The 20095-nt window shown below is 59.9% G+C and carries 19 protein-coding genes, 3 tRNA genes and 1 pseudogene; 18 read left to right on the top strand and 5 right to left on the bottom strand.

Annotated features, from left to right (window positions below):
* Positions 1-63 precede the first annotated feature (63 nt).
* The 4 genes from clpX (at position 64) to RWK44_RS19900 (ending at position 7147) form a co-directional block, all read left to right on the top strand.
* Positions 64-1341, top strand: a complete 1278-nt coding sequence (gene clpX / locus RWK44_RS19915) for an ATP-dependent Clp protease ATP-binding subunit ClpX (RefSeq protein ID WP_003547337.1) — start codon at positions 64-66, stop codon at positions 1339-1341.
* A 402-nt stretch (positions 1342-1743) separates the two neighbouring features.
* Positions 1744-4161 (top strand): endopeptidase La, encoded by a 2418-nt coding sequence (gene lon, locus RWK44_RS19910; protein WP_222375329.1) that lies wholly within the window; start codon positions 1744-1746, stop codon positions 4159-4161.
* Positions 4162-4367: 206 nt separating this feature from the next.
* The gene (gene hupB, locus RWK44_RS19905) at positions 4368-4643 is read left to right on the top strand and encodes a DNA-binding protein HupB (protein ID WP_003547346.1); all 276 of its coding nucleotides are present in this window, start codon (positions 4368-4370) and stop codon (positions 4641-4643) included.
* 293 nt (positions 4644-4936) lie between these two features.
* The gene (locus tag RWK44_RS19900) at positions 4937-7147 is read left to right on the top strand and encodes an esterase-like activity of phytase family protein (protein WP_206116668.1); all 2211 of its coding nucleotides are present in this window, start codon (positions 4937-4939) and stop codon (positions 7145-7147) included.
* 74 nt (positions 7148-7221) lie between these two features.
* Here the strand turns inward: RWK44_RS19900 and RWK44_RS19895 are convergent, their stop codons facing one another.
* Positions 7222-8208, bottom strand: a complete 987-nt coding sequence (locus tag RWK44_RS19895; RefSeq protein WP_020049482.1) for an aldo/keto reductase — start codon at positions 8206-8208, stop codon at positions 7222-7224.
* Positions 8209-8443: 235 nt separating this feature from the next.
* Here RWK44_RS19895 and RWK44_RS19890 point away from each other — a divergent pair, with 235 nt between their 5' ends.
* On the top strand, positions 8444-8845 hold the full coding sequence (locus tag RWK44_RS19890) for a (R)-mandelonitrile lyase (RefSeq protein WP_245503874.1): 402 nt from the start codon (positions 8444-8446) through the stop codon (positions 8843-8845).
* Here the strand turns inward: RWK44_RS19890 and RWK44_RS19885 are convergent, their stop codons facing one another.
* Complete coding sequence (locus RWK44_RS19885; protein WP_020049484.1) at positions 8846-9451, bottom strand: class I SAM-dependent methyltransferase; 606 nt, start codon at positions 9449-9451, stop codon at positions 8846-8848.
* 165 nt (positions 9452-9616) lie between these two features.
* Between RWK44_RS19885 and RWK44_RS19880 the strand changes: the two genes are divergently transcribed.
* Positions 9617-9970, top strand: a complete 354-nt coding sequence (locus RWK44_RS19880; protein WP_017993619.1) for a hypothetical protein — start codon at positions 9617-9619, stop codon at positions 9968-9970.
* Between the two features lie 132 nt (positions 9971-10102).
* Entirely contained in the window at positions 10103-10651 is a 549-nt protein-coding gene (locus RWK44_RS19875) for a glutathione peroxidase (protein WP_131664228.1), read from the top strand.
* Positions 10652-11001: 350 nt separating this feature from the next.
* On the opposite strand, the gene RWK44_RS19870 is transcribed toward RWK44_RS19875, so the two are convergent.
* From RWK44_RS19870 to RWK44_RS19860, 3 genes are all read right to left on the bottom strand, one after another.
* Entirely contained in the window at positions 11002-11214 is a 213-nt protein-coding gene (locus tag RWK44_RS19870) for a hypothetical protein (RefSeq protein WP_131664227.1), read from the bottom strand.
* Positions 11215-11756: 542 nt separating this feature from the next.
* On the bottom strand, positions 11757-12155 hold the full coding sequence (locus RWK44_RS19865) for a hypothetical protein (RefSeq protein WP_131664226.1): 399 nt from the start codon (positions 12153-12155) through the stop codon (positions 11757-11759).
* A 100-nt stretch (positions 12156-12255) separates the two neighbouring features.
* Positions 12256-12331: transfer RNA gene (locus RWK44_RS19860), tRNA-Val, on the bottom strand.
* A gap of 404 nt (positions 12332-12735) precedes the next feature.
* Between RWK44_RS19860 and RWK44_RS19855 the strand changes: the two genes are divergently transcribed.
* From RWK44_RS19855 to RWK44_RS19805, 11 genes and pseudogenes are all read left to right on the top strand, one after another.
* A tRNA-Asp gene (locus RWK44_RS19855) sits at positions 12736-12812 on the top strand.
* 84 nt (positions 12813-12896) lie between these two features.
* A tRNA-Asp gene (locus RWK44_RS19850) sits at positions 12897-12973 on the top strand.
* A gap of 246 nt (positions 12974-13219) precedes the next feature.
* On the top strand, positions 13220-13585 hold the full coding sequence (locus RWK44_RS19845; protein ID WP_010055493.1) for an NADH-quinone oxidoreductase subunit A: 366 nt from the start codon (positions 13220-13222) through the stop codon (positions 13583-13585).
* Positions 13576-14160 (top strand): NuoB/complex I 20 kDa subunit family protein, encoded by a 585-nt coding sequence (locus tag RWK44_RS19840; RefSeq protein WP_003578567.1) that lies wholly within the window; start codon positions 13576-13578, stop codon positions 14158-14160. Before RWK44_RS19845 ends, RWK44_RS19840 begins: the two co-directional genes overlap by 10 nt.
* Before the next feature lie 18 nt (positions 14161-14178).
* Positions 14179-14781, top strand: coding sequence for an NADH-quinone oxidoreductase subunit C (locus RWK44_RS19835; RefSeq protein WP_131640339.1), 603 nt, complete (start codon positions 14179-14181; stop codon positions 14779-14781).
* A 73-nt stretch (positions 14782-14854) separates the two neighbouring features.
* Positions 14855-15206: pseudogene (locus RWK44_RS19830) on the top strand (four helix bundle protein).
* A 61-nt stretch (positions 15207-15267) separates the two neighbouring features.
* On the top strand, positions 15268-16458 hold the full coding sequence (locus RWK44_RS19825) for an NADH-quinone oxidoreductase subunit D (RefSeq protein WP_018069465.1): 1191 nt from the start codon (positions 15268-15270) through the stop codon (positions 16456-16458).
* On the top strand, positions 16458-16730 hold the full coding sequence (locus tag RWK44_RS19820) for a hypothetical protein (protein WP_012756961.1): 273 nt from the start codon (positions 16458-16460) through the stop codon (positions 16728-16730). The genes RWK44_RS19825 and RWK44_RS19820 overlap by 1 nt, the downstream gene beginning before the upstream one ends.
* A gap of 16 nt (positions 16731-16746) precedes the next feature.
* Positions 16747-17913, top strand: a complete 1167-nt coding sequence (locus RWK44_RS19815) for an NADH-quinone oxidoreductase subunit E (RefSeq protein ID WP_077976229.1) — start codon at positions 16747-16749, stop codon at positions 17911-17913.
* Between the two features lie 10 nt (positions 17914-17923).
* The gene (gene nuoF / locus RWK44_RS19810; RefSeq protein WP_316029292.1) at positions 17924-19228 is read left to right on the top strand and encodes an NADH-quinone oxidoreductase subunit NuoF; all 1305 of its coding nucleotides are present in this window, start codon (positions 17924-17926) and stop codon (positions 19226-19228) included.
* 2 nt (positions 19229-19230) lie between these two features.
* The gene (locus tag RWK44_RS19805) at positions 19231-19947 is read left to right on the top strand and encodes a 5' DNA nuclease (protein ID WP_131640336.1); all 717 of its coding nucleotides are present in this window, start codon (positions 19231-19233) and stop codon (positions 19945-19947) included.
* Positions 19948-20095 lie beyond the last annotated feature (148 nt).

Genomic DNA, 20095 nt, shown 5'->3' with positions numbered 1-20095 from the left:
CAGGAGCTGATAGAGTGGACCGCGATTTCGCCTTGAAATGCGGCGTGCTGGAAGGAAAGTGATATGAGCAAGGTCAGCGGCAGCAACGGCGGCGACTCCAAGAACACTCTTTATTGTTCGTTCTGCGGAAAGAGCCAGCACGAAGTCCGGAAACTGATTGCCGGACCGACCGTCTTCATCTGCGATGAATGCGTCGAATTGTGCATGGACATCATCCGTGAGGAAAACAAGTCCTCGATGGTCAAGTCCCGCGACGGCGTTCCGACGCCCCAGGACATCATCAAGGTCCTCGACGAATATGTCATCGGCCAGCGGCAGGCGAAGAAGATCCTGTCGGTTGCCGTTCACAACCATTACAAGCGCCTGGCGCATGCCTCCAAGAACGGCGAAGTCGAGCTGGCGAAGTCGAACATCATGCTCGTCGGTCCGACCGGCTGCGGCAAAACTTATCTTGCCCAGACGCTTGCCCGCATCATCGACGTTCCCTTCACCATGGCTGACGCGACGACGCTGACCGAGGCCGGTTATGTCGGCGAGGATGTCGAAAACATCATCCTGAAGCTGTTGCAGTCGGCCGACTACAACGTCGAGCGTGCACAGCGCGGCATCGTCTACATCGACGAAGTTGACAAGATTTCGCGCAAGTCCGACAACCCGTCGATTACCCGTGACGTCTCGGGCGAGGGCGTGCAGCAGGCGCTGCTGAAGATCATGGAAGGCACGGTCGCTTCCGTTCCGCCGCAGGGCGGCCGCAAGCACCCGCAGCAGGAATTCCTGCAGGTCGACACGACGAACATCCTGTTTATCTGCGGCGGCGCTTTTGCCGGCCTCGACAAGATCATCTCTGCCCGTGGCGAGAAGACCTCGATCGGCTTTGGCGCTAGCGTCAAGTCGCAGGATGACCGCCGCGTCGGCGAGGTTCTGCGCGAACTGGAGCCTGAAGATCTGGTCAAGTTCGGCCTGATCCCTGAGTTCATCGGCCGCTTGCCGGTCCTGGCGACGCTCGAGGACCTCGATGAGGACGCGCTGATCCAAATCCTGTCCGAGCCGAAGAACGCGTTGATCAAGCAGTATCAGCGCCTGTTCGAGATGGAAGACGTGGAATTGAACTTCCACGAGGACGCTCTTCGCGAAATCGCCCGCAAGGCGATCGTGCGCAAGACCGGCGCCCGCGGCCTTCGCTCGATCATGGAGAAGATCCTGCTCGACACGATGTTCGAACTGCCGACGCTGGAAGGCGTGCGCGAGGTCGTCATCTCCGAGGAAGTGGTGCGCGGTTCGGCCCGTCCGCTTTACATCTATGCCGATCGCCAGGAAGAAAAAGCCAACGCTTCGGCGTGACCTTTACCGCTTTCGCGTGATTATTTTGGGGGCTTGCCATAGGCAGGCCCCTTTCTATTTGAAAAACCATGCGAGGCACTGTTAGTATTTGCCCGTGGGAACCGAAATTGCCTTTGCCGATGTTGCGCAAGGGATCGTGCTTGGCAATGATGCAATGATTCCGTAAGCCTCTTGCTGGCGTTTGTATTTTAGCCGGGTCGGAAGTGGTAAGCGCCGGTCCAGCCACGCGCTTCATAGTGTTGGCGTTCCGTTGTAATAAAGCTGTCACATCCGAGGGACGCGGGCGTTAGCGTGGCTTGAAAAGCATAGTTAGAACCTCCACTTGTAGCAACAAGTGAGTGCCGGCCGGTCCCAAGCGGCCGTGCAGAGAGCCCGGCAACGGGACGATGGAAAGGACATAAAATGACGAAGAAAACGTCTGTAGCGAGCAGCACTGCCTACCCTGTTCTGCCCCTGCGCGACATCGTGGTTTTCCCGCATATGATCGTGCCGCTGTTCGTCGGACGGGAAAAGTCGATCCGTGCGCTCGAAGAGGTCATGGGTTCCGACAAGCAGATCATGCTGGTGACGCAGATCAACGCCAGCGACGACGATCCGGATCCTTCCGCGATCCACAATGTCGGCACCGTGGCGAACGTGCTTCAGCTCCTGAAGCTGCCCGACGGCACCGTGAAGGTTCTCGTCGAAGGCCGCGCCCGCGCCGAGATCGACACCTATACCAGCCGCGAGGATTTCTATGAGGCGCTCGGCCATGTGCTCGAGGAGCCGCATGACGATCCGGTCGAACTGGAAGCTTTGTCGCGTTCGGTCGTCTCCGAATTCGAGAGCTACGTGAAGCTCAACAAGAAGATTTCGCCCGAAGTGGTTGGCGCCGCCAGCCAGATCGATGACTATTCCAAGCTCGCCGATACGGTCGCCTCGCATCTGTCGATCAAGATCACCGAGAAGCAGGAGATGCTGGAGACCACCAGCGTCAAGCAGCGCCTCGAAAAGGCCCTCGGCTTCATGGAAGGCGAGATCTCGGTTCTGCAGGTCGAGAAGCGCATCCGCTCGCGCGTCAAGCGCCAGATGGAGAAGACCCAGCGCGAATACTACCTGAATGAACAGATGAAGGCGATCCAGAAGGAACTCGGCGACGGCGAGGAAGGCCGCGACGAGATGAGCGAACTGGAAGAGCGCATCTCCAAGACCAAATTGTCCAAGGAGGCCCGTGAAAAGGCCGATGCGGAACTGAAGAAACTGCGCCAGATGAGCCCGATGTCGGCGGAAGCCACCGTCGTGCGCAATTATCTGGACTGGCTGCTTGGCATTCCCTGGGGCAAAAAGTCGAAGATCAAGGCAGATCTCAACAATGCCGAGAAGATCCTCGAAGCCGATCACTTCGGTCTCGACAAGGTCAAGGAGCGCATCGTCGAATATCTGGCCGTGCAGGCCCGCGCCGCCAAGATCAAGGGCCCGATCCTCTGCCTCGTTGGCCCTCCGGGCGTCGGCAAGACCTCGCTCGCCCAGTCGATCGCCAAGGCGACCGGCCGTGAATATGTCCGCATGGCGCTTGGCGGCGTTCGTGACGAAGCCGAAATCCGTGGTCACCGCCGCACCTATATCGGCTCGATGCCCGGCAAGGTGATCCAGTCGATGAAGAAGGCGAAGAAGTCCAACCCGCTGTTCCTGCTCGACGAGATCGACAAGCTCGGCCAGGACTATCGCGGCGATCCGTCCTCGGCCCTGCTCGAAGTGCTCGATCCTGCGCAGAACATGACCTTCATGGACCACTATCTGGAAGTCGAATACGACCTGTCGGATGTGATGTTCATCACGACGGCGAATACGCTGAATATTCCAGCGCCCCTGATGGACCGCATGGAGATCATCCGTATCGCCGGCTACACCGAGGATGAAAAGCGCGAAATCGCCAAGCGGCACCTGCTGCCGAAGGCCATCAAGGAACATGCGTTGCAGCCGGAAGAATTCTCGGTCAGCGACGACGCCCTGATGGCGATCAGCCAGCAATACACCCGCGAAGCCGGCGTCCGCAACTTCGAACGCGAATTGATGAAACTCGCCCGCAAGGCGGTCACCGAGATCATCAAGGGCAAGACGAAGTCCGTTCATGTGACGGCGGCCAACATCTCCGACTACCTGGGCGTCCCGCGCTTCCGCCACGGCGAAGCCGAGGGCGAGGATCAGGTCGGCGTCGTGACCGGTCTTGCCTGGACGGAAGTCGGCGGCGAGCTGCTGACCATCGAAGGCGTGATGATGCCTGGCAAGGGCCGCATGACGGTCACCGGCAATCTGAAGGAAGTCATGAAGGAATCGATCTCGGCAGCGGCCTCCTATGTCCGCTCGCGCGCCGTCGATTTCGGCATCGAGCCGCCGCGCTTCGACAAGAGCGACATCCACGTGCACGTGCCGGAAGGCGCAACCCCGAAGGATGGCCCCTCGGCCGGCGTCGCCATGGCAACCGCGATCGTCTCGATCATGACCGGCATCCCTGTGGACAGGCATGTGGCCATGACCGGTGAAATCACCCTTCGCGGCCGTGTGCTGCCGATCGGCGGTCTCAAGGAAAAGCTGCTCGCAGCGCTTCGTGGCGGCATCAAGAAGGTGCTGATTCCGGAGGAAAACGCCAAGGACCTGGCGGAGATTCCTGATAACGTGAAGAACAACATGGAGATCATCCCGGTATCCCGCATGGGCGAGGTGATCAAGCATGCGCTGATCCGACGGCCGGAGCCGATCGAATGGGACGGCACGGTGGAAACGCCGGTCATCGCAACGGTCGAAGGCCTCGATGAGACAGGCGCAACCATAGCGCATTGAGTGGCCTTTGCCACATTTATGCCCAATTGGGACAAAACACGGAAAAAGGCTGGCGGAAACGCCAGCCTTTTTTGTGAAAACGTCATGTAGACGCTTGCTTTTCCTTGATTTGCAGGGCTTTTGGGTTTTCGGCGGGCCTGATGAAACCTATTCTGCGCCTAGCTTACTTTTGAGTCGTTTCATACCATTTAGAAAGGGGTGGAAACATGAACAAGAATGAACTCGTGTCCGCAGTAGCCGAAAAGGCAGGACTGACGAAGTCTGACGCGGCTTCCGCTGTTGACGCGGTTTTCGACGTTGTCCAGGCTGAACTCAAGAACAAGGGCGACATTCGCCTCGCGGGTTTCGGTAGCTTCACCGTTTCTCATCGTGCCGCATCGAAGGGCCGTAACCCGTCGACGGGCGCTGAAGTCGACATTCCGGCTCGCAACGTGCCGAAATTCACGCCCGGCAAGGGCCTGAAGGACGCCGTCAACGGCTGATCTGATATTATCCACCAGCCGGAAACGAGACCGGTTGTGCGGGATTTGAGAGGGGTTCGGCTTTGCCGGGCCCCTCTTGCGTTAGAGCATGATGCCGAAAAGTGTGAGCGGTTTTCGGACGACATCATGCTCTACTTTTTTGATTTAGATCCGGATGATTTTGGGCCGATCATGCGAAACGAGATGCGCCGGGAGCGCAAACCAGTCTGACGTGATCAGGTGCAAAATGCCGCATCTGTCATGCCTCTGTCATACCGCGCGCGCAGAAAACTCCTGTTTCGAATGTTCGACACATGGGGGATTTCATGACAATTTCATCGCGCAAGGCAGCGCTTGCTGCCGTGCTTCTCGCATCCGTCGCTTTTCCGGCCGCGGCCGAACCAGTTTTCAACCGCATCGCCTCCTTCCCGGTTGCGGCGAACCTGCCTGTTGATAAGGACAAGCTTTCGGTGAGTTCCGCCGAAATCATCACCGCGACCGACGACGGCAACACGCTGATCTATAGCGACAGCCCGCTCGGCGCGATCGGCTTTATCGACATTACCGATGCCAAGGCCCCGAAGGCCGGCGGCGCGCTGATGATGGGCGGCGAGCCGACTTCAGTCACCTCGAGCGCCGGCAAGGCGCTCGTTGCCGTCAACACCTCCGAAAGCAAGGCGAAGCCCTCGGGCCGTCTCGCGATCGTCGACGTGACGAGCAAGAAGATCGAAAGCACCTGCGATCTCGGTGGTCAGCCGGATTCGATCGCCCTCAACAAGGACAAGACGCTCGGCACCATCGCAATCGAAAACGAGCGCGACGAGGACGTCAATGACGGCAAGATCCCGCAGATGCCAGCCGGCGACCTCGTCGTCTTCCAGGTCAAGAATGGCACCGTCGATTGCGGCACTATCAAGCACGTGGCGCTGACTGGCCTTACCGGCGTCGCCCCGGAGGATCCGGAGCCGGAATTCGTCGCCTTCAACAGCCTGAACGAGATTGCCCTGACGCTGCAGGAAAATAACGAGATCGTCATCATCGACGCCAACACGGCTGAAGTGAAGACGCATTTCTCCGCCGGCAGCGTCGATCTCTCCGGCATCGACACCAAGCGTGACGGCGCCCTGAAATTCTCAGGCGAAGCCAAAGGCGTGCTGCGCGAACCGGACGCTGTGAAGTGGCTGGACGACAACCGCCTCGTCGTCGCCAATGAAGGCGACTACCAGGGCGGCTCGCGCGGCTTCACCATCTTCGACAAGACGGGCAAGCTTCTCTACGAATCGGGCGCCTCCTTCGAACGCGCCGTCGCCCATATCGGCCACTATCCGGAAAGCCGCTCGGGATCGAAGGGCGTCGAGCCGGAAGGCCTCGAAGCCGCCACGTTCGGCGGCATCAAGTATTTCTTCCTGCTCGCCGAACGTGCCTCGGTCGTCGGCGTTTTCAAGGATACCGGCGCTGATCCCGAACTCGTCCAGCTGCTGCCATCAGGCATTTCGCCGGAAGGCGCGATCGCCATTCCCGCCCGCAATCTTCTTGCGACCGCCAACGAGGTCGATCTCGGCAAGGACGGCGGCACGCGTTCGCATGTGATGATCTACGAGCGCTCGGAAGGCGAGAAGGCCTATCCGCATATCGTCTCAGCCGAGAAGGACGGCAATCCGATCGGTTTCGCAGCCCTTTCGGGTCTCTCCGCCGTTCCGGGCAAGCCGGGCATGCTCTACGCCGTCAGCGACAGCGTTCTGGGCTCGCAGCCGACGATCTATACGATCGATGCCAGCAAGAAGCCGGCTGTCATCACCGACGCCCTCGTTGTCAAGCGTGACGGCGCACCGGCCCAGAAGCTCGACATCGAAGGCATCGCGGCTGCCGCCGACGGCTCCTTCTGGCTGGCCTCGGAAGGCTACAGCGAGCGTCTCGTCCCGCACGCCCTCTACAACGTCAACGCCAAGGGCGACATTAAGGCCGAGATCGCCCTGCCGAAGGAGCTCGTCGCCAACGAAATCCGCTACGGCTTCGAAGGCGTGACCATTGTCGGCACCGGCGACGACACTACGCTCTGGATGGCGGTCCAGCGCGAGTGGAGCGACGACGAGAAGGGCTTCGTCAAGCTCGTCTCCTACAATCCGAAGAAGAAGGAATGGGGGGCCGTTCGCTATCCGCTCGACAAGACGGAAAGCGGCTGGGTCGGCCTGTCTGAGATTTCGGCACAGGGCGACAGCGTCTACATCATCGAGCGCGACAACCTCGTCGGCGATGCCGCCAGGCTGAAGAAGCTCTACAAGGTCGCGATATCGGACCTGAAGCCCGCCAAGCTCGGGGCCGAGCTGCCGGTCGTCAAGAAAGCCGAAGCCCATGACTTCCTCGGTGAACTGAAGTCTGCCACCAACGGCTATGTGCTGGACAAGCTCGAAGGCTTCACCTTCGACGCGTCGGGCAAGCCCTACGCGGTCACCGACAATGACGGCGTCAGCGACTCCTCCGGCGAGACCCTGTTCTTCCCGGTCGACCTGACCGCCACGAACTGAGCTTCTTATAATTACACGACAGAAAAATGGCCGGGCGAAAACCCGGCCATTTTTTGATTCGGAGTATTGGGCGTCTACCAGCGCTGATGCACATGCGGCGCGATCAGCCGCTCGTAGATCTCGCGCGTTGCCGCCATGACATCGGCTGACAGCGGCGCAAGGTCGGCGGCAGCCGCGTTGGCCCTGGCCTGCTCGGCATTGCGGGCACCGGGGATGACGACGGTGACGGCATCGCTCATCAGGATCCAGCGGAGCGCGAAGGCAGCCATGGTGGCGCCCTCGGGCACCAGCTTGCGCACCTCTTCCACCGCCTGCAGACCGACCTCGAAGGGAACGCCGGCAAAGGTCTCGCCGACATCGAAGGCTTCGCCGTTGCGGTTGAAATTGCGGTGGTCGTCGCTGGCAAAATGTGTGTCCCGGGTGATCTTGCCGGAGAGAAGACCGCTGGCGAGCGGCACACGGGCGATGATCGCCACATTCCTGCGGCGTGCTTCCTGGAAGAACAGGTGATCGGGGCGCTGGCGGAAAATGTTGTAGATGATCTGGATACTGACGACGCCGGGATATTCGATCGCCTTCAGCCCGTCTTCGACCTTTTCGACGCTGACGCCGTAGCCCTTGATCTTGCCGGCCTTCTGCAGCACGTTCAGGCCCTCGAAGACTTCAGGCTGGTAAAGCACGTCGCGCGGCGGGCAGTGCAGTTGCACGAGGTCCAGACTGTCGACGGCAAGATTCGTCAGGCTGCGGTCGATAAAGCCTTCAAGATTAGCCTTTGTATAGCCTTCCGAGACATGCGGGTTGAGGCGGCGGCCGGCCTTGGTGGCAACCATCGGCCGTTCGTCGCCACGCGTCTTCAGCACGTCGGCAATGATCTTTTCCGAGCGGCCGTCGCCATAGACATCCGCCGTATCGATGAATGTCATGCCGGCATCGAGCGCGGCATTCAGCGCCGCGCGTCCGTCGGCTTCACTGATATCACCCCAGGAGCCGCCGATCTGCCAAGCGCCGAAGCCGACATTGGTGACGGTGAAGGGCATCCGGCCGAAAGCATGGTGTTTCATGAAAAATCCTCCCTACTGCATGCCGCTCGGGCGTGTGCGGGACAACGGCATGCATAAAAACAAAGCGCCAAAGCGCGTCGCATGATTCAAGCAAGATGCGACCCGCTGATGAAAGACAATGGCACTATCAGCCGGGTGACTTTACGGCAATTGTCGATCCGGCTTTGATTGGTCGCTCCGATGAAATATCGTTCTGTTACAAGGCTTCAACCGCATGGATGGAAAAGGAAAGATCATGGAGATCAAACCCGTCGGCTCTCGCCCCTCGACGAAGCCACCGGCCGACTATTTCACCGGCGCCGTTCGCCAGGATCCGCTGATGGAAACGCCGGCACCCGCACGGGCGAGGGCGGTCTCGGTCACCTTCGAACCCGGTGCCCGCACCGCCTGGCATACGCATCCGCTCGGCCAGACGCTGATCGTTACATCGGGCAAGGGCCTCGCCCAGAGCTGGGGCGGGGACATCCGCGAGATCCGCGCCGGCGATACCGTCTGGTTCGCGCCGGGCGAAAAACATTGGCACGGTGCTGCCCCGGATACGGCGATGACACACATCGCCATTCATGAGGCGCTGGACGGCAGCCACGTCGACTGGATGGAAAAGGTCAGCGACGAGCAATATTCCGGCCAGGCGTAATCAGAGCCGCTTCAGGCAATAGGAAAAATGCGCGTGCGATTCGACCGTCAGGAACTCGAATTGCCAGCCGTAATCCTTGCAGAACTTGGTGACAGCCTCGACGACGCCATAAACGATCGGCTTGACCGTATTGCCGGTGCAGAAATCATGCCCGGCGATACGCCCCGTCCGCTTCACCTTCTTTTCGCAGAGCAGGAGTTCCTGCCAGGTGAGCTCGAAGGAATGGTCTGTATCGATATAGGCCCAGTCGAGGAAATCGTCCGCGAATTCGGCAAGCTTCTCGAGCGATGTGCCTTGCATCAGATGCAGCCGGCCGGCCTCGATCTCGGCCGCGAAATTCGTGTGGATCGCATCGAGTCCGGAGCTATAGCGATCCATCGACCAGGGATCGATGAGGTAGAGCTGCGCCGGGCGGTTCTTTTCGAGGATCTCCGCCGTATATTCGCCGAAGGCTGCTCCGACCTCGACGCCGATGCCGCCGTTCGGGATCCGATAAAGCAATTCGCCGCGATCCGGCAGCAGCCGGGCGTTTTCCATATGATGGGCGCTGAGCGGGGTGCGCGGCATGCTCGCCCGGAGCGCCTGCCTTTCTTCACGTGTCTTCATTTCTGATCTCGGGATTGCGGGCGACCGACGGCCCTGATGCGGTTTGACGGGAAGGTAGGAGCAGCCGGCACCGATGACAACCGCATGACAGGAATTTGCTTCTTTCGAACAAACCGCTAAGTTCCATCTGTGAACTGACGAAAAAGCCTCGGGAGGAGCGATTTCATGAAACGCATGTGGCCTGAAGAATTCAACGCCATCATCAGCGGAGCTGAGGAGGTGATGTTGGAAACACCAGCCGAGGCCGGCGAAGCGCCGCTGCAGCGCAAGGCGCTGAAGGCGCGAATCACCATGCAGGATTACGAGCGGATCTGGCCGCTCGCCGAGATGCGCTTCCGGCTTGGCGAAAGAGATGGCAAGGCCATCACGCTGATCACCACCAATCCCCATTACCACGCCTGGCACCCGAAGGACGGCGGCAGTGTCGATTCCGTGTCGGACAGCGGCCGCCATTACAAGACGGATTATCTCGTCGTGCACTTCCTGCTCGACGATGTGAAGGAAACGTCTCCCGCCTGAGGTGCTGAGGCCCGGTGCGGCCAGAAGCCGCACCGGCGTCCTGTGGAAGCCAAGTTGATCCCGACGCTGATGACAAGGGCGGCGATATCGCTAAGCTTGGCGATACATATCCTTACGAAATTGGAGGTTCCTGTGACGGGCAATGTGCTGGATATCCCGGTCAAGACTGTGGATGGTCGTGAGACCACGCTCAACGAATACAAGGGCAGGGTGATTCTGATCGTCAACGTCGCCTCGAAATGCGGGCTAACCCCGCAGTATGACGGGCTGGAAAAGCTCTATGGAGAAAAGCGCGAGCGCGGCTTCGTCATTGCCGCCTTTCCCGCCAACGACTTCAAGGGCCAGGAGCCCGGCACCGACGCCGAGATCCTCGATTTCTGCACCAGCACCTATGACGTCACCTTCCCGATCTTCTCGAAGATCTCGGTCAAGGGCGAGGCCCAGCACCCGCTTTACCGGCAGCTGACCAAGTCGGGTGCCGCGACGACGGGCGACGGCCCGATGCGCGAACGTCTGAAATCCCATGGGCTGACAGGCGGCGATGAGGACGACATCCTCTGGAACTTCGAAAAATTCCTAATCGGCCGCGACGGCAAAGTCGCGGCCCGCTTCGCGCCCGATGTGACGGCCGACGATTCGAGGCTGGTTTCCGCTGTGGAGAGGGAATTGGCGAAGGCCTGACGCGGTAGGGGCTGAGCCCCCACCAGACAGAGGGATGTTCATTACCCGATCGCGCTCTCACATCTCAGTCGGAGAAAACGAGAAAGCGCATCAGGCGCCATTCATAAAGACGCGGGAAAAATGCCGCTTCGTCATCCCGAAATTTGCCGCGTTTCGCGAGGTGTCGACGGGAAAAAACATGCAATGATTTCAACCCCGCAACCAATTTCGGGATTCCGAAGTGCTATATAGTTTGGTGGGGAGATCCCAGCGAAGGCATGGAGACTCTGTCGCAGTCACAGAGGCACAAATGCCCCGGGGCTACCCAAGCGAGTCTGGACTGCAAAGATCTGCGAAACTGAGCAGGATCTTCAGATCCCAAGCACGGTCACAAGCGGGGGCGTAAAGTTCTTGAAGCCCACTCTCGGCCAGTCGCACCTCTTGTCGAATTTCGTCTTTGGTTCGTGGCGCTGGCATGTCGGGTTCGTCTTGAATGCATATCCGGGCAGGGTGACATACCTTGCACTTGGTGTGCAAAGGGCAATCGCGATGCACAGCGTCAATGCGGAGCGCAGGGTCCTCATGGCACACCTCCAGGCGTGATGAACCTTCAAGCGCGGAGGTTTTCCGGGCGACGAATACTCCCACTTTTGCCGTCCCCTATCCATTCGCCCAATAGGAGGTGGCGCGGCGGCCGGGAGTAGTCCGTTTGGTGGAGTGCTGGCTTTCAGGCGGGGGCCGCACGTGAACCTGCCGGCGTGACGCCTTGCTGCGCTGGAACGTGTTGCCGAACGCGGCCTCGATTCGAGGCCGACAGTCTCTGCAGATATAGATGCCCCGTGTGGGAGCTAACCCGTCGCGAGGGCTTCGTAAGAGGCGACGCATAGCGCTTGTGCCAGCGTTAGCCACGTGTCAGTGCCTTTCACGGCATCTGTGTTTCCGGAGGTGGGCGCGGGCAAAGCGAGCCCCCACCAAGCCTCTAGCTCGTCATCAGAGAGCTTGCCCGCAAAGCCGTCGCGGAAGCGTCTGGATTACGCTGAGGACAAAAAACTGGTGAAGGCAGGAAATGGCAGACGACGAGCGGCCTCCAAACGACGAAGCATGCTCCATCGCCCCGATCACGATGTCACATCTGCGTCAGAGAAAATGAGAAGGCACATCGGGCGCCGCTCATAAATGAAACCCGGTTTTGGAAAAACGAAAATGTATATTCATCGCCACTTTGACCGCTGTCTCTGAAAGACGCGGGGAATCGGCTGATTGTGCTTAAGACGCCGCGCTGGCTGGTTTTCTTGATTTCCAGGCTGCAGGCTGAATTGTCGGCATCGACCGAAAAAATAATCGGCAGATCTGACGGCATTCTCAGGAGATAGGTCCTGGCTTCTCGGGCCGGGGTTTCTCCCGAGGTCGTGATCGTCTGGTCTCCGGCAGACAGGAAAACCTCTTGCGCGGGCTCTTTGGCAATGCACGGCAGTGCAGCCACGCCAGCGAGAAGCAGCGCAGAGATGATGGCAACGGTTTTCATGAGGTGTCTCCTGACGAAACACGTTGCGCAGATCGTGACCGGATTAGCGAGCTAATTCGGAAGCCTAATCTGATGAACAAGCAGCGGGAAATATTAGAAATGGTGGGCGATGACGGACTCGAACCGCCGACATCCTCGGTGTAAACGAGGCGCTCTACCAACTGAGCTAATCGCCCATCGCAAACGAAGCCGGATCGGCCTGCCGCGTTGGTGGCCGTGATCTATGCGGATCGCGGCAAAACCGCAAGAGTGTTTGTGAAGATTTTTTGATTTTTTTGGTGGTGGTCCCTTGTCTTGCAATGCCGCTCAGGCTCGCCTCGGCTGTGGAAAGGCGAGGGAAGGGCGGCGGGCATCTTCGTTTCGAAGGCACTGCGTCTGCGCCTGAGCATCGCTGCGGAAGACGGAAGTGCCGACTTTTGTTCGTCTGGCATCCAACCCACCGAAACAATTCGCGGACTGTCATGGTTTTGTCTCCAAACCTGCTTGACACTAAAAGGCGAACCCCGTAGTTAGCCGCTCATCGAAACGGGCAGCCGTTTTGGAGAGGGTGCTAGGGCATCCGGACTGCTTGAAATGAATTGCGGGTGTAGCTCAGTTGGTTAGAGTGCCGGCCTGTCACGCCGGAGGTCGCGGGTTCGAGCCCCGTCACTCGCGCCATTTCAAGTCTTGTAAAACGCAAATGCGATTTGTCGTTTGTCCGGTTCTCTTTATCCTCGCGGCCGCAACGTGGCCGATCAATGCGCGGGTGTAGCTCAGTCGGTTAGAGTGCCGGCCTGTCACGCCGGAGGTCGCGGGTTCGAGCCCCGTCACTCGCGCCATTTCTCCTGAAAGCCATGCAGTTTCCAGTGGTCAGCCATGCGCGCTGAAGCGGCTTGCGCGGATTTGTCGCGACATCATTGCATGTGCTTGATAGGGTCCCTCGGATACTGGTCGAATTGCTTCTGTAAAAGTCTTGCGCCGGGGCTCTGGCTGCGCTAACCACGGCTTGTTGCAACGCACGTTCGCTTGCCGGGCATTTGCCCAAATGCGCCGTCTGGCGCCTCCGGCAAGCAGGGATGAACATGATGACTGAACTGCTCAGTTCCTATATTCCGATCGCTATCTTCATTGCTATTGCGCTCGTCATCGGCCTGGCGCTGCTCATCGCGCCGTTCGCTGTGGCTTTCAAAGCGCCTGATTCGGAAAAGCTTTCGGCTTACGAATGCGGCTTCAACGCTTTCGACGATGCCCGCATGAAGTTCGACATCCGCTTCTACCTCGTGTCGATCCTCTTCATCATCTTCGACCTCGAAGTCGCCTTCCTCTTTCCCTGGGCCGTGTCTTTCGGCGCCATCGGCTGGTTCGGCTTCTGGTCCATGATGGTCTTCCTTCTCGTGCTGACCATCGGCTTTATCTATGAATGGAAGAAGGGAGCCCTGGAATGGGAGTAGCCCCTGTGAGCAATCAGCCGCTTGTTGCCCAGCAGCCGAAGGGGATTATCGATCCCTCGACCGGCAAGCCGATCGGCAGCAACGACGCCTTCTTCGGCGAGATCAACAACGAGCTCGCCGACAAGGGGTTCCTCGTCACCTCGACCGATGAGCTGATCAACTGGGCCCGCACCGGCTCGCTGATGTGGATGACCTTCGGTCTTGCCTGCTGCGCTGTCGAAATGATGCAACTGTCCATGCCGCGTTATGACGTCGAGCGCTTCGGCTTTGCGCCGCGCGCCTCGCCTCGCCAGTCCGACGTGATGATCGTCGCCGGCACGCTGACCAACAAGATGGCGCCCGCTCTGCGCAAGGTTTACGACCAGATGCCCGAGCCGCGTTATGTCATCTCGATGGGCTCCTGCGCCAATGGCGGCGGCTATTATCACTATTCCTATTCGGTGGTGCGCGGCTGTGACCGCATCGTGCCGATCGACATCTACGTGCCGGGCTGTCCCCCCACGGCAGAGGCGCTGCTTTACGGCGTGCTTCTGCTGCAGAAGAAGATCCGGCGTACCGGCACGATCGAACGCTAAGGGTTAAGGACAAGGCATATGAGTGAAGCCCTGACTGAGCTTGCGTCCTACCTTGGCGAAGCGCGCGGCAACCTGATCGCCGCATCGCAGATGAAGTATGGCGAACTGACGCTGACGACCACGGGTGAAAACCTGGTCGCACTTCTGGCCTTCCTGCGCGACGACGCCAAATGCGGTTTCGTCAACCTGATCGATATTTGCGGGGTCGACTGGCCGCAGCGCGAACTGCGTTTCGACGTCGTCTACCACCTGCTGTCGCCGAAGAAGAACCTGCGCATCCGCGTCAAGGTCGCCACCGACGAGGATACGCCGGTTCCGTCGGCCTGCCCCGTCTATCCGGGCGCCGACTGGTTCGAGCGCGAGACCTGGGACATGTATGGCGTGCTCTTCACTGGCCATCCGGACCTGCGCCGCATCCTAACCGACTACGGCTTCGAAGGCCATCCGCTGCGCAAGGACTTCCCGACCACCGGTTTCGTCGAAGTACGCTACGACGACGCGGCAAAGCGCGTCGTTTACGAGCCAGTGGAACTGAAACAGGAATTCCGCAATTTCGACTTCATGTCGCCTTGGGAGGGGACTGAGTATGTTCTCCCCGGTGACGAAAAGGCGAAGCAGTGAGTAGTGAATAGTCGGTAGTGAGTAGCGGGCAGATATCCGGGTGACGAACGGGAAAATCACTTCCTACCGTGACTTGAAAGTCTGGCAATTTGCTATTGAGCTGTCTGTTGTTTGTTATGAGGTGACGAGAACCTTTCCCGCGGGAAGAGATTTATGGGTTGACCAGCCAGATTAGACGATCTTCTGCTTCCGTGGCGGCGAATATCGCGGAGGGCTATGGAAGAGAAAATCGAGGCTCGTTCGCCCAATTTCTTAAGATCGCTCAGGGCTCGTTGAAAGAATTGGAGACGCATTTGATCATCGCCGGACGAATTGGCTTTCTTCAAGCCTCGGCCTTGGACGAATTGCTCGACCGATGTGACGAAATTGGAAAGATGCTGGGATCGCTTATTCGAAGCGTTCAGCACCGGAAAGCTGATGAATAGTGAACGGTCAAAACTAATCACTACTCACTAGCCACTACTCACTCTAAGCGAGTTGATCGCCATGACCGAACATAACGTCCGCAACTTCAACATCAATTTCGGACCGCAGCATCCGGCGGCGCACGGCGTTCTTCGTCTTGTCCTGGAGCTTGACGGCGAAATTGTGGAGCGTGTCGATCCGCATATCGGCCTTTTGCATCGCGGTACCGAGAAGCTGATCGAGACCAAGACCTATCTTCAGGCCGTGCCCTATTTCGATCGCCTCGACTATGTCGCGCCGATGAACCAGGAACATGCCTATGCGATGGCCGTCGAAAAGCTGCTCGGCATCGAGATCCCGATTCGCGGCCAGCTGATCCGCGTTCTCTATTCCGAAATCGGCCGTATCCTCTCGCACCTCCTGAACGTCACGACGCAGGCAATGGACGTCGGCGCGCTGACGCCGCCGCTCTGGGGCTTCGAAGAGCGCGAAAAGCTGATGGTGTTCTACGAACGCGCCAGCGGCTCACGCATGCATGCCGCTTATATCCGTCCGGGCGGCGTCCACCAGGATCTGCCCGAACAGCTCGTGCAGGATATCGGCGCCTGGTGCGATCCGTTCCTGAAGGCGCTCGACGACATCGACAACCTGTTGACCGGTAACCGCATCTTCAAGCAGCGCAACGTCGATATCGGCGTTGTCTCGCTAGAGGAATGCTGGGCCTGGGGCTTCTCCGGCGTCATGGTGCGTGGTTCGGGTGCTGCCTGGGATCTGCGTCGCGCCCAACCCTATGAATGTTATTCCGATCTCGAATTCGACATCCCGATCGGCAAGAATGGCGACAACTACGACCGTTATCTGATCCGCATGATCGAGATGCGCGAATCGGTCCGTATCATGAAGCAATGCGTCAACCGCCTGCTCTCGGATGCGAAGACCGGTCCATTCTCGTCGATCGACGGCAAGGTCGTGCCGCCGAAGCGCGGCGAGATGAAGCGCTCGATGGAAGCGCTGATCCACCACTTCAAACTCTATACCGAAGGCTACCATGTGCCGGCCGGCGAGGTTTACGCCGCCGTCGAGGCGCCGAAGGGCGAGTTCGGCGTCTATCTCGTCTCCGATGGCACCAACAGGCCCTATCGCTGCAAGATCCGTGCGCCGGGTTACGCCCATCTGCAGGCGATGGACTTCATGTGCCGCGGCCACCAGCTTGCCGACGTCGCGGCCGTCCTCGGCTCGCTCGACATCGTCTTCGGCGAGGTGGACCGCTGATGCAGCTTCTGCCGCTGGCCGTCGTCATTCTTCTTTCGGCATCCGGGGTTTCGGCTCAGGAGTCCGATAGCCTTGGCACGCCGCTGGGCCATAAGGAAGAGACGCCGCCGGCGCAGCAATCGTCCATGGGTGAGCTTTTGTCCAAGGGCTATCAGATCAAGGCTGCCATTCCGAACGGCAGCAAATTCGTAGTGTTTATGCAAAAAGACCAGTCGGCCTATGCCTGCGAAATGCAGTCTTTGACCGCTTCGCGGTGTGGAACCCTAAACTGACAAGGCGTGAGGAAGAATGTCCGTTCGTCGATTAGCCGAAGATCAATTCCAGCCTGCCGCATTCGCCTTCAGCGATGAGAATGCGGTCTGGGCGGACAAGACGATCCAGAAATACCCCGCCGGCCGCCAGCAATCGGCGGTCATCCCGCTGTTGATGCGGGCGCAGGAGCAGGATGGCTGGGTCACGCGCGCGGCGATCGAAAAGATCGCCGACATGCTCGACATGGCCTATATCCGCGTGCTCGAGGTCGCGACCTTCTATACGCAGTTCCAGCTGCATCCGGTCGGCACCCGCGCCCATGTGCAGGTGTGCGGTACGACGCCCTGCATGCTGCGCGGCTCGGAAGCGCTGATGTCGGTCTGCAAGAGCAAGATCCATGCCCATGCCTTCGAGCGCAATGCCGAAGGCACGCTGTCCTGGGAAGAGGTCGAATGTCTCGGGGCCTGCGTCAATGCGCCGATGGTGATGATCGGCAAGGACACCTATGAGGACCTGACGCCCGAGCGTCTCGAAGAAATCATCGACGTCTTTGCCGCCGGCAATGGCGCCAGCATCAAGCCTGGCACCCAGATCGACCGGGTGTTTTCGGCGCCTGAAGGCGGCCTGACCTCGCTGACGACCGAAGAGCCGAAGGCAAGGACGCGCGCCAAGAAGGCCGATGCCGAAACCGTGTCGGCTCCGGTCGACCGCGCGCCGGTGCCGCCCTCCGAGGCCGCCCGCCCAAAAAGCACCGATGCCGAGACCAATGCTACCCTGAAGACGCCGGCAACGGCGCCCAAGGCGGCTGCGAAAAACGCAAAGGCAGCCGAGGAGCAGCCGGTCTCCGGCACTGCGGCTGCCGAACCGACGCCGAAAGCTGCCGTCAAGGCCGAGGCTGCCACGGCGGCAAAGCCTGCCCTGACCGACAAGAACCGTCCAGCCGGTATCGAAAAGCCCGCCGCCCCGGACGATCTGAAGATGATCTCGGGTGTCGGCCCGAAGATCGAGGCGACGTTGAACGAAATCGGCATCTTCACCTTCGCGCAGGTCGCAGGCTGGAAGAAGGCCGAACGCGAATGGGTCGATGGCTATTTGAATTTCCGCGGCCGCATCGAGCGCGATGACTGGGTCAAGCAGGCCAAGGCGCTCGCCAAGGGCGGGGAAGCGGAATATATCAAGGTCTTCGGCAAGAAGCCGCGGTAAGAGGTGAAGCATGTTACAAGATAATGACCGCATCTTTACCAACATCTACGGCCTCAAGGACAAGTCCCTGAAGGGCGCGATGAGCCGCGGCCACTGGGACGGCACCAAGCAGATCCTCGAAAAGGGCCGCGACTGGATCATCAACGAGATGAAGGCGTCAGGCCTTCGCGGTCGTGGCGGCGCCGGCTTCCCGACAGGCCTCAAATGGTCCTTCATGCCGAAGGAAAGCGACGGCCGCCCGCACTACCTCGTGGTCAACGCCGACGAATCCGAGCCCGGCACCTGCAAAGACCGCGACATCATGCGCCACGATCCGCATACGCTGATCGAAGGCTGTGTCATCGCGAGCTTCGCTATGGGCGCCAATGCGGCCTACATTTACGTGCGCGGCGAATATATCCGCGAGCGCGAGGCGCTGCAGGCGGCGATCGACGAGTGCTATGATTATGGCCTGCTCGGCAAGAACAACAAGCTCGGCTGGGACATGGATATCTTCGTCCATCACGGCGCTGGCGCCTATATCTGCGGTGAAGAAACCGCGCTGCTCGAAAGCCTCGAAGGCAAGAAGGGCCAGCCGCGTCTGAAGCCGCCGTTCCCGGCCAATATGGGGCTCTATGGCTGCCCGACGACGGTCAATAACGTCGAATCGATCGCTGTTGCGCCGACGATCCTGCGCCGCGGCGCCGGCTGGTTCTCGGCCATCGGCCGTCCGAACAATGTCGGCACCAAGCTGTTCATGCTCTCCGGCCACGTCAACAAGCCGTGCACCGTCGAAGAGGAAATGGGCATCACCTTCCGCGAACTGGTCGACCGCCATGCCGGCGGCATCCGCGGCGGCTGGGACAACCTGCTTGCCGTCATTCCGGGCGGCGCATCCTGCCCGATCGTTCCGGCCAAGGACATCATCGACTGCCCGATGGATTTCGACGGCCTGCGCGGTGTCGGCTCGTCTTTCGGTACGGCGGCCGCGATCGTCATGGACAAGTCCACCGACGTCATTAAGGCGATCGCTCGTATCTCCGCCTTCTTCAAGCATGAGAGCTGCGGCCAGTGCACGCCCTGCCGCGAAGGCACGGGCTGGATGTGGCGCGTGATGGAGCGCATGGCCAAGGGCAATGCCCAGAAGCGCGAAATCGACATGTTGTTCCAGGTGACGAAGCAGATCGAAGGCCACACCATCTGCGCGCTCGGCGACGCCGCCGCATGGCCGGTGCAGGGTCTGATCCGTAACTTCCGTCCCGAGATCGAAAAGCGCATCGACCAGTATACGGCGAGCGCGCTTGATCACGGCGCGGTTCTGGAGGCGGCTGAATAGTCATGGCGGACAATGCATCCAAGGGTAGGAAAAACGAAGAGGCCGCCGATTTCGCGGCCGGGTTCGGCCGTCTTGCTGCCGAGATGCTGGAAAACGCACGGGCGATGCCGGTGCATCCGCTGATGGCGCATCCCGCTGCAGCCTTTGCCGCCGCAACGGCGATCGGCTTCGGTTTCTCGACCCAGATGGCCGGCGCGTTCTTCGGGGCCTTCCAGAGCGCCCTGGAAACCACCAGCAAGGTCGCGGCCGCCCTCGATGACACGCCGCCGGACGAACTGAAGCCCGATGTCGATATCCGGCCGGAGAATATTCGCCCGGTCGTGAAGGCGGTCACCAAGCCGTCGGCCGAGCAAAAGGCAGGACCGAGACTGACGGTCGTCAAACCGGTCAGCGAGCCGACGCCAGCCAGCCGGCCGAAGCCAGTCAGCCAAGCGAAGCCAGCCAGTCAAACGAAGGCCAGCGAGCCAAAGGTGGCCGTGAAGGCAAAACCGGTTGCGCGGGGGAAGACCGATGATCTCAAGCTGATCGCCGGCATCGGCCCGAAGCTGGAGCAGGTGCTGAACGCCAAGGGCATTCGCAGCTTCGCCGAGATTGCTGCCTGGACCGACGAGGAAATCGACCGGTTCGACACCGAACTCGGCTTCAACGGCCGCATTCTGCGTGACGACTGGACCGGCCAAGCCAAAGTTCTGGCAGGGCGGGGCCGCAGAAAGAAATGAACTGGCCGTGTCGATCGGCCGGAAAGATGGGCAGGTCGGCGGACGGGCGGGGGCCTCAGGATGCCGGTGCGGGTTCCGGATCTGGAACGCGCGACAGAGAATTTGGGCGACATCAGATGTCGGCAGGACGAAAGATCCGGCTTGGCAA

The sequence above is a fragment of the Rhizobium sp. 25PS6 genome (assembly GCF_032464655.1).
GTDB lineage: Bacteria > Pseudomonadota > Alphaproteobacteria > Rhizobiales > Rhizobiaceae > Rhizobium > Rhizobium laguerreae.
The sequence above is the reverse complement of the archived record's forward strand: the minus strand, read 5'-3'. Positions and strand labels throughout refer to the sequence as shown.

Bases quoted from the DNA above. Each gene is read 5' to 3' on its own strand.
- clpX (WP_003547337.1), top strand. From the start codon at position 64: ATGAGCAAGGTCAGCGGCAGCAACGGCGGCGACTCCAAGAACACTCTT.
- lon (WP_222375329.1), top strand. From the start codon at position 1,744: ATGACGAAGAAAACGTCTGTAGCGAGCAGCACTGCCTACCCTGTTCTG.
- hupB (WP_003547346.1), top strand. From the start codon at position 4,368: ATGAACAAGAATGAACTCGTGTCCGCAGTAGCCGAAAAGGCAGGACTG.
- RWK44_RS19900 (WP_206116668.1), top strand. From the start codon at position 4,937: ATGGGGGATTTCATGACAATTTCATCGCGCAAGGCAGCGCTTGCTGCC.
- RWK44_RS19895 (WP_020049482.1), bottom strand. From the start codon at position 8,208: ATGAAACACCATGCTTTCGGCCGGATGCCCTTCACCGTCACCAATGTC.
- RWK44_RS19890 (WP_245503874.1), top strand. From the start codon at position 8,444: ATGGAGATCAAACCCGTCGGCTCTCGCCCCTCGACGAAGCCACCGGCC.
- RWK44_RS19885 (WP_020049484.1), bottom strand. From the start codon at position 9,451: ATGAAGACACGTGAAGAAAGGCAGGCGCTCCGGGCGAGCATGCCGCGC.
- RWK44_RS19880 (WP_017993619.1), top strand. From the start codon at position 9,617: ATGAAACGCATGTGGCCTGAAGAATTCAACGCCATCATCAGCGGAGCT.
- RWK44_RS19870 (WP_131664227.1), bottom strand. From the start codon at position 11,214: ATGAGGACCCTGCGCTCCGCATTGACGCTGTGCATCGCGATTGCCCTT.
- RWK44_RS19865 (WP_131664226.1), bottom strand. From the start codon at position 12,155: ATGAAAACCGTTGCCATCATCTCTGCGCTGCTTCTCGCTGGCGTGGCT.
- RWK44_RS19845 (WP_010055493.1), top strand. From the start codon at position 13,220: ATGACTGAACTGCTCAGTTCCTATATTCCGATCGCTATCTTCATTGCT.
- RWK44_RS19840 (WP_003578567.1), top strand. From the start codon at position 13,576: ATGGGAGTAGCCCCTGTGAGCAATCAGCCGCTTGTTGCCCAGCAGCCG.
- RWK44_RS19835 (WP_131640339.1), top strand. From the start codon at position 14,179: ATGAGTGAAGCCCTGACTGAGCTTGCGTCCTACCTTGGCGAAGCGCGC.
- RWK44_RS19825 (WP_018069465.1), top strand. From the start codon at position 15,268: ATGACCGAACATAACGTCCGCAACTTCAACATCAATTTCGGACCGCAG.
- RWK44_RS19820 (WP_012756961.1), top strand. From the start codon at position 16,458: ATGCAGCTTCTGCCGCTGGCCGTCGTCATTCTTCTTTCGGCATCCGGG.
- RWK44_RS19815 (WP_077976229.1), top strand. From the start codon at position 16,747: ATGTCCGTTCGTCGATTAGCCGAAGATCAATTCCAGCCTGCCGCATTC.
- nuoF (WP_316029292.1), top strand. From the start codon at position 17,924: ATGTTACAAGATAATGACCGCATCTTTACCAACATCTACGGCCTCAAG.
- RWK44_RS19805 (WP_131640336.1), top strand. From the start codon at position 19,231: ATGGCGGACAATGCATCCAAGGGTAGGAAAAACGAAGAGGCCGCCGAT.